Annotated in this window: 4 protein-coding genes; 3 read left to right on the forward strand and 1 reads right to left on the reverse strand. The window is 74.2% G+C overall.

Annotated elements, in window-relative coordinates; translation table 11 throughout:
• Positions 1 to 2: 2 nt before the first annotated feature.
• The 3 genes from PV350_RS10205 (at position 3) to PV350_RS10215 (ending at position 7,827) form a co-directional block, all read left to right on the forward strand.
• Positions 3 to 3,122: an alpha-mannosidase gene (locus PV350_RS10205; protein ID WP_500333420.1), complete on the forward strand. Its 3,120-nt coding sequence runs from the start codon at positions 3 to 5 to the stop codon at positions 3,120 to 3,122.
• 291 nt (positions 3,123 to 3,413) lie between these two features.
• Positions 3,414 to 6,410 carry a glycoside hydrolase family 2 TIM barrel-domain containing protein gene (locus PV350_RS10210; RefSeq protein ID WP_500333421.1) on the forward strand — a complete coding sequence of 999 codons (2,997 nt, stop codon included), beginning with the start codon at positions 3,414 to 3,416 and terminating at the stop codon, positions 6,408 to 6,410.
• Positions 6,411 to 6,543: 133 nt separating this feature from the next.
• Complete coding sequence (locus tag PV350_RS10215; RefSeq protein WP_500333422.1) at positions 6,544 to 7,827, forward strand: glycoside hydrolase family 18 protein; 1,284 nt, start codon at positions 6,544 to 6,546, stop codon at positions 7,825 to 7,827.
• A 66-nt stretch (positions 7,828 to 7,893) separates the two neighbouring features.
• Here the strand turns inward: PV350_RS10215 and PV350_RS10220 are convergent, their stop codons facing one another.
• On the reverse strand, positions 7,894 to 8,244 hold the full coding sequence (locus PV350_RS10220) for a CAP domain-containing protein (protein WP_500333423.1): 351 nt from the start codon (positions 8,242 to 8,244) through the stop codon (positions 7,894 to 7,896).
• Positions 8,245 to 8,370: the final 126 nt, after the last annotated feature.

Here is an 8,370-nt window from a genome sequence, read left to right on the forward strand (position 1 = left end):
CCATGCACGACGACCGCAAGCAGGTCGAGGCGCGCCTCGACCGCGTCCTCGAACAGCGCATCCGCCCCGCGGTGTACGCGGCGTCGGTGCCGCTGACGCTCACCGCGTGGCACGTGGACGGCGAACCGGTGCCGGTGGGAGAGGCGCTGGCCGCCGAGTACGTCCCCTTCGCGACCGGCGACCGCTGGGGCACCCCTTGGTCGACCAGCTGGATACGCGCCCGGGGCACCGTTCCCGCGGATTGGGCCGGCCGGCGCGTCGAGGCCGTCTTCGACCTCGGCTTCATCGGTGACTGGCCGGGCGGCCAGGCCGAGGCCCTGGTCCACGACGCGTCCGGCACCCCGGTCAAGGGCATCGAGCCGCGCAACCAGTACGTGCCCGTCGCGAACCCCGCGGCCGGCGGCGAACCGGTGGAACTGCTGCTGGAGGCCGCCGCCAACCCCGACATCCTGGCCAAGGGGTTCCTGCCGACCCCGCTCGGCGACCGGCTCACGGCGCCGGCGGAACCGCTGTACACGATGGCCCGCGCGGACCTCGCCGTGCTCGACGAGGACGTGTGGCACCTCGTCCTGGACATCGAGGTCGCGGGCGAGCTGATGCGTGAGCTGTCCACGGCCGAGCCGCGCCGCCACGAACTGCTGCGCGCCCTGGAGCGGATGCTCGACGCCCTCGACATCGCGGACGTCGCCGGCACCGCCGCCGCGGCCCGCGCGGAACTCGCCGGGGCGCTGTCCCGGCCCGCCCACGCCAGCGCCCACACGCTGTCGGCGGTCGGCCACGCCCACATCGACAGCGCGTGGCTGTGGCCGCTGCGTGAGACCAAGCGCAAGACCGCCCGCACCTTCTCCAACGTCACCGCGCTCGCCGCCGACTATCCGGAGCTGGTCTTCGCCTGCTCCCAGGCCCAGCAGTACGCCTGGGTGAAGGAGCGCAACCCCGAGGTGTACCGGCGCATGCAGGAGGCGGCGAAGGCCGGCAACTGGGTGCCGGTCGGCGGCATGTGGGTGGAGGCCGACGGCAACCTGCCGGGCGGCGAGGCGATGGCCCGCCAGCTGATCCACGGCAAGCGCTTCTTCGCCGAGGAGTTCGGCGTCGAGTGCCGGGGGGTGTGGCTGCCCGACTCCTTCGGCTACACCGGCGCCTACCCGCAGATCGCCCGGCTGGCCGGGATGGAGTGGTTCCTCACGCAGAAGATCTCGTGGAACCAGACGAACAAGATGCCGCACCACACCTTCTGGTGGGAGGGCATCGACGGCACCCGCATCTTCACGCACTTCCCGCCCGTCGACACCTACAACGCGGTGTTCTCCGGCGAGGAGATGGCCCACGCCGTGCGCAACTACGCCGACAAGGGCGGCGGCACGCGTTCCCTGGTCCCCTTCGGGCACGGCGACGGCGGGGGCGGCCCCACCCGCGAGATGCTGGAGAAGGCCCGGCGCCTGCGCGACCTGGAGGGCTCGGCCAAGGTCGTCGTCCAGGACCCGGACACCTTCTTCCGCGAGGCCCGGGCGGAGTACGAGGACGCCCCGGTGTGGTCCGGCGAGCTCTACCTGGAGCTGCACCGCGCCACGTACACCAGCCAGGCCCGCACCAAGTCCGGCAACCGGCGCGGCGAGCACCTGCTGCGCGAGGCCGAGCTGTGGGCCGCCACGGCCGCGCTGCGCGACCCTTCGTACGCGTACCCGTACGAGGACCTCGACCGGCTGTGGAAGACGGTCCTGCTCCACCAGTTCCACGACATCCTGCCCGGCTCCTCCATCGCCTGGGTGCACCGCGAGGCCGAGGCGACCTACGCCCGCCTGAAGGAGGAGCTGGAGGCGATCACGGCCGGCGCCGCCGCGGTGGTGGCCGGCGACCCCGGCACCGGGCCGTCGGCGCCGTGGGTGTTCAACACCTCGCCGCGGGCCCGGGCGGAGGTCGTCGCGGTGCCGGCGGCGCCGGACGGAGCCGGAGGCCAGCCGCTCGCCGACGGCCGGGTGGCGGTCTTCGCCGAGCTGCCGGCCTCCGGGGCGGGGCCGGTCGTGGCGGGTGAGCCGGGCGGCAAGGTGACCGTCACCGGCCGTGTCCTGGACAACGGGCTGGTCCGGGTCGAACTCGACGACGACGGGCTGCTCACCTCGGTGTTCGACCTGACCGCCGGCCGCGAGGTGCTGGCCCCGGGCGAGCGCGGCAACCTGCTGCGGCTCCACACCGACCTGCCCAACCAGTGGGACGCCTGGGACATCGACCGGCACTACCGTCGCCAGTACACCGACCTGACGGCCGCCGACGCGATCACCGTCGTGGAGGAGGGCCCGCTCGTGGGCGCCATCCGCGTCGAGCGGTCCTTCGGGGGCTCCCGCCTCGCGCAGACGGTGCGGCTGCGCGCGGGCAGCCCGCGGATCGACTTCGAGACGGAGATCGACTGGCACGAGAGCGAGAAGATCCTCAAGGCGGCCTTCCCGCTGGACGTGCACGCCGACCGGAGCGCCGCCGAGATCCAGTTCGGGCACGTCTTCCGGCCCACGCACACCAACACCAGCTGGGACGCGGCCCGTTTCGAGGTCTTCTGCCACCGCTGGGTGCACGTCGCCGAGCCCGGGTACGGCGTGGCCGTGCTCAACGACTCGACCTACGGCCACGATGTCGGCCGCACCTCCCGCGAGGACGGCGGCACCACCACGACGCTGCGGCTCAGCCTGGTCCGGGCGCCCCGCGTGCCCGACCCGCACGCCGACCAGGGCACGCACCGCATGACGTACGCGCTGCTGCCCGGCGCGGCCGTGGAGGACGCCGTGGCGGGCGGCTACGAGCTCAACCTGCCGCTGCGCGTCACCGCCGGGGCCGTGGGCACCGGGCCGGTCGCGCCCCTGGTGACCCTCGACGGCACGCGGGCCGCGATCGAGGCGGTCAAGCTCGCCGACGACCGGTCCGGCGACGTGGTCGTCCGGCTGTACGAGTCGCTCGGCGGGCGCGCCGCGACCACCCTGCGCGCCTCGTTCCCGGTGCAGCGGGTGCAGGTGACCGACCTGCTGGAACGCCCGTTGGAGGGGGAGAGCGCGCAGGTAGGGCCCGACGGAGGGATCCGGGTGTCCCTGCGGCCGTTCCAGATCCTCACCCTGCGTCTCACGCCGCGCGCGTAGCCGCCCCACCGCCCGGAACGGTCCGGCCACCGGCCGCCGGCCACCCGTCCGACCGTTCCGGGCCGTCCGGGGCGCGCGCACCACGCCCGCCCCGGACGACGCACCGCCTGGCCGTCACCCCGTGCCGTCGCAGCGGACCCTCGTCCTCCCCGGCGCCGATCGCGCCGCACCGCGGGCCCCGACCCGCGGCCGCCGGGCCACCCCCGGCGACGCCGCCCCGGTCCTCGTCCCCACGCGGCCCGCCGTCACCGCGCCCCACCGCGAACCGACCGCTCCCGGGAGGGAACCCCCATGCAGGACCGCCGCCCCGCAAGCGCAGAGCCCGTCGTTCCGATCGACCCGTGGGACGCCCCCGAGCTGACCGGATGGCGCCGGCTGCCGATGCACGCCGTCGTCCGCCCCGACGCGCCCCGGGTAGCGCTGGACGGGCGCTGGCGCTTCCAGCTGCTGCCCACCCCGCGCACCCCGCTCGCCGGCCGCTGGGCGCAGACGGACGTGCCCGGCTGCTGGACCGTCCAGGACTTCGACGACATCCACGGCGTGCGCGACCTGCCGCACTACACCAACGTGACGATGCCCTTCCCCGACCTGCCGCCCTCACCGCCGGCCGGACGCAACCCGACCGGGGTGTACGAGCGGGAGGCCGACGTACCCGCCGACTGGGCGGGGCGGCGGGTGGTGCTCCACGTCGGGGCCGCCGAGAGCGTGCTGATCGCGCACGTCAACGGCACCGCCGTCGGGGTGGGCAAGGACTCCCGCCTCGCCTCGGAGTTCGACGTCACGCACGCGGTGCGCCCGGGGGAGCGCAACACCGTGCGCCTGACGGTCGTCAAGTGGTCCGACGCGACCTTCCTGGAGGACCAGGACCAGTGGTGGCACGGCGGCATCACCCGCTCCGTCCACCTCTACGCCACCGACCCGCTCCACCTGGCGGACGTGGGGATCACGGCCGTGCCCGGCGGCACCCTCGACGTCGCGGTCCGGGTCCGCAGCGGGGAGGGCGCCCTCCCGGCGGGCTGGAGCGTGTCCGGACTGCTGTGCACCCCGGACGGCATCCTGCGGCTCCCCGCCGACGAGGCCTTCGCGCGGGCCAACGTCGCGAGCGAGCGCGTCTCGGACTTCCTCGGCGAGGCCCGCATCCGGGCCACGGTGCCCGGTGTCCGGCCGTGGACCGCCGAGACGCCGCACCTGTACGACCTGACCGTGCGGCTGCACCGGGCGGACGGCAGCGTGGCCGACGAGTCGCGCCACCGCGTCGGGTTCCGCCGCGTGGAGATCTCCGGGGCCGACCTGCTGGTCAACGGCGTCCGGGTCTACTTCCGCGGGGTCAACCGGCACGACTTCCACCCCCTGACCGGGCGCGTGGTCGACGCCGAGGAGATGCGGGCGGACCTGTGCCTGCTGAAGCGGCACGGCTTCAACGCGGTGCGCACCGCGCACTACCCGCCCGACCCGGCCCTGCTCTCCCTCGCCGACGAACTCGGCCTGTACGTCGTGGACGAGGCCGACATCGAGACCCACGACCACGCCCACGAGCTGGCCGACGACCCCCGCTACCTGGGGGCGTTCACCGACCGGGTGGCCCGGATGGTGCTGCGCGACCGCAACCACCCCAGTGTCGTCGTCTGGTCGCTGGGCAACGAGAGCGACCACGGCGCCCACCACGACGCCGCCGCGGGCTGGCTGCGGCGCACCGACCCGACCCGGCCCGTGCAGTACGAGGGCGCGATCAAGGACGCCTGGGAGGAGGCGCAGTCCGCGAGCGACATCATCTGCCCGATGTACGCCTCCATCGAGGAGATCACGGCCGGCCCGCACTCCAAGCCGCTCATCCTGTGCGAGTACTCGCACGCCATGGGCAACAGCAACGGCTCCCTGGCCGACTACTGGCGGGCCATCGAGTCCACCCCGGGCCTGCAGGGCGGCTTCGTCTGGGAGTTCCGGGACCACGGCATCCTCCAGCGGCTCACCGGGGAGGGGGCCGGCCGCCCGGCCGGGCCCGACGCCCCCGCCGACGCCTACGCCGACGGGGTGACCGCCCCCGGCTACCGCTGGGCGTACGGCGGCGACTTCGGCGACACGCCGCACGACGGGGCCTTCTGCGCCGACGGCCTGGTCCTGCCCGACCGGACGCCCAAGCCCGCGATGGCCGAGCACCGCGAGATCGCCGCCCCGCTGCGGCTGGAGCTCACCCCCGACCGCCGCGAGGCGCGGATCACCAACCGGCAGCACTTCGCGGACCTGGCGTGGCTGAGCGCGCGGTGGCACATCGGCGACTCCGGCACCGCCCCCGCCCGGCTCCCGGACCTCGCGCCCGGGGAGAGCGCGGTGGTGCCGCTGCCCACCAGCCTGCTGCCGCACGGCGACTCGCACCTGACGCTGCGCGTCACGACGGCGCAGGACCTGCCGTGGGCGCCGCGCGGCACGCTCGTGTGCGCCCCGCAGGTGGTGCTCGCCGAGGACCACCGGGACCTGCTCACCCGGGCGGGCGCCGTGCTCGCCGGTGACGGGGTGGGGGCGGTGGAGCTCGACGACGCCGGACTGCTCCGGCATCCGCTGCTCACGGCGCCGCCCGTGCTGACGCTGTGGCGCGCCCCCACCGACAACGACGAGTGGGGCGGCATCGCAGCCCGCTGGCGCGCCTGGGGCCTGCACGCCCTGGAACGCACCCTGGTGTCGGTCGGCAGGGAGGGCGCGAGCGTGGTGGTGCGCTCGGCGTACGCGACGGACGGCGCGGGCACCGTCGGCCACGAGCAGGTCCTCACGCCGTTGCCGAACGGAGGGCTGCTCGTCGACGAGACCGCGGTGCTGCCGGATGCGCTGACCGACCTGCCGCGGGTCGGCACCGTCTTCGAGACCGTGGCGGGGCTCGGCACCCTGGAATGGTTCGGGCGGGGCCCCGGCGAGACGTACCCCGACCGGTGCGCGGGTGCGACCGTGGGGGTCCACCGGTCGGCCGTGGACGCGCTGTTCACGCCGTACCTGAGGCCGCAGGAGAGCGGCGGCCGGCACGACGTGCGGCGCTTCACGCTCACCGGGGCCGCGGCCGCGCCGGGGATCGCCGTCCACCTGGACGTGCCGCGCCAGGTGAGCGTCACCCGCTACCGCGCCGCGGACCTGACGGCCGCCGCCCACCACGACGAACTCGAGCCGCGCGCCGCGTGCGTGGTCCACCTGGACGCCGCCCACCGCGGGGTCGGCACCGCCTCCTGCGGCCCCGACACCCTGCCGGCGTACCGGGTGGGCCCGGGTACCCACCGCTGGTCCTGGACGCTGCAGCCGCTCTGACGGACGGTCAACACGCCGCGTGGAGCGGGGACTTCCGAATTGGTGCAGACCATTGACCCCATTGGTCTAGTCCTTCTAGGGTGTCCCCGCATCCACGCGCGCTCACGACCGCTTCCTCACCAGAGGTGACTCCATGCCCAGACAGCAGGGATCACGGTTCCGCAGAACGCTGGTCGGCCTCGTCGCCGCCGGCACGGCGCTGCTCACCGCGAGCCTGGTCACCGGCCCCGCCGCGGCCCAGCCCGCGCCCGCGGCGGCGTCCCACGGCCACGGCCACCACGCCCCGCACACCACGGGAGCCACGTCGAAAGTCGTCGGCTACTTCATCGACTGGGGCGTCTACGCCCGCGACTACCACGTCAAGAACATCGTCACCTCGGGCGCTGCCTCGCGGCTCACCCACATCAACTACGCCTTCGGCAACGTGAGCGACGGCAAGTGCGCCGTCGGCGACGATTGGGCCGACCACCAGAAGCCCTACGACGCGGCCGGCAGCGTCGACGGCGTCGCCGACAGCACCGCGGACGGCGCGCTGCACGGGAACTTCAACCAGCTGCGCAAGCTCAAGAAGCAGTACCCGGACATCAAGATCCTGTGGAGCTTCGGCGGCTGGAGCTGGTCGCCGGGCTTCACCCAGGCCGCGGCCGACCCGAAGGCCTTCGCCGACTCCTGCTACGCCCTCGTCGAGGACCCGCGCTGGGCCGACGTGTTCGACGGCATCGACATCGACTGGGAGTACCCCAACGCCTGCGGCATGTCCTGCGACACCAGCGGCCCGACCGCGTACACGGACCTGATGGCCGCGGTACGCCACCGTTTCGGCAAGAAGAACCTGGTCACCGCCGCCATTACCGCCGACGCCTCGGACGGCGGCAAGATCGACGCCGCCGACTACGCGGGCGCCGCGAAGTACGTCGACTGGTACAACCCGATGACCTACGACTACTTCGGCACCTGGTCGGCCACCGGCCCGACCGCCCCCCACTCGCCGCTCACCTCCTACCGCGGCATCCCGGAGAAGACCTCCAACGCGGCGGCGACCATCCGCAAGCTGCGCGGCCTCGGCATCCCGGCCCGCAAGCTCCTGCTGGGCCTCGGCTTCTACGGCCGCGGCTGGACCGGCGTGACGCGGACGGCGCCCGGCGGCGACGCCACCGGCCCCGCCCCCGGCACCTGGGAGGCGGGCAGCGAGGACTACAAGGTGCTCAAGACCCGCTGCCCGGCCACGCGCGTGGTCGCCGGCACCGCGTACGCCCGCTGCGGCGACGAGTGGTGGAGCTACGACACGCCGCTCACCCTCCGGGGCAAGGCGGCCTGGGCGAAGTCACAGGGCCTCGGCGGCGCCTTCTTCTGGGAGCTGAGCGGGGACACCACCAATGGCGAGCTGATCAACGCGCTCGGCCGCGGCCTGCGCTGATCCCACCGCACGTACGCCGGGAGGCCCGGCCGCCACGGGGGCGGCCGGTCCTGCCGGCGTCCTGCTTCAGCGCGCGGCGCCGAAGTCCTGCGTCCAGTAGTTGCCGGGCTGCGCCAGCGCGATCCCTATCTCCTTGTACGAGCAGTCCAGTATGTTCCGCTTGTGACCCGGGCTGGCCATCCATGCGCTCATCACGCTGGAGGCTGAGGAGTAGCCGTAGGCCACGTTCTCGCCGTAGCTGCTCCAGTCGTAGCCCGCCGAGGAGATGCGGTCGGCGGGGGACGAACCGTCGGAACCGGTGTGCGACATGTTCTGGTGCGAGGCCATGTCCTTGCTGTGGTCCTGCGCGGCCCGGTTCAGCTTGGCGTTGACCTTCAGGGCGGTGCAGCCGGCCTTCGCCCGCTCTTGGTTGACCATGTCGAGCACGGTGGCCGAGGCTCCCGTCAGCGTGGCGCCGGAACCCGCGGCCGGGGAGGCCGGTGCGGCGGACGGTGCCGACGACGGTGCCGACGAGGGCGCGGAGGCGGGGGCCGAGGGTGCGGA

The organism is Streptomyces sp. PA03-6a (assembly GCF_033792765.1).
Lineage (GTDB): Bacteria > Actinomycetota > Actinomycetes > Streptomycetales > Streptomycetaceae > Actinacidiphila.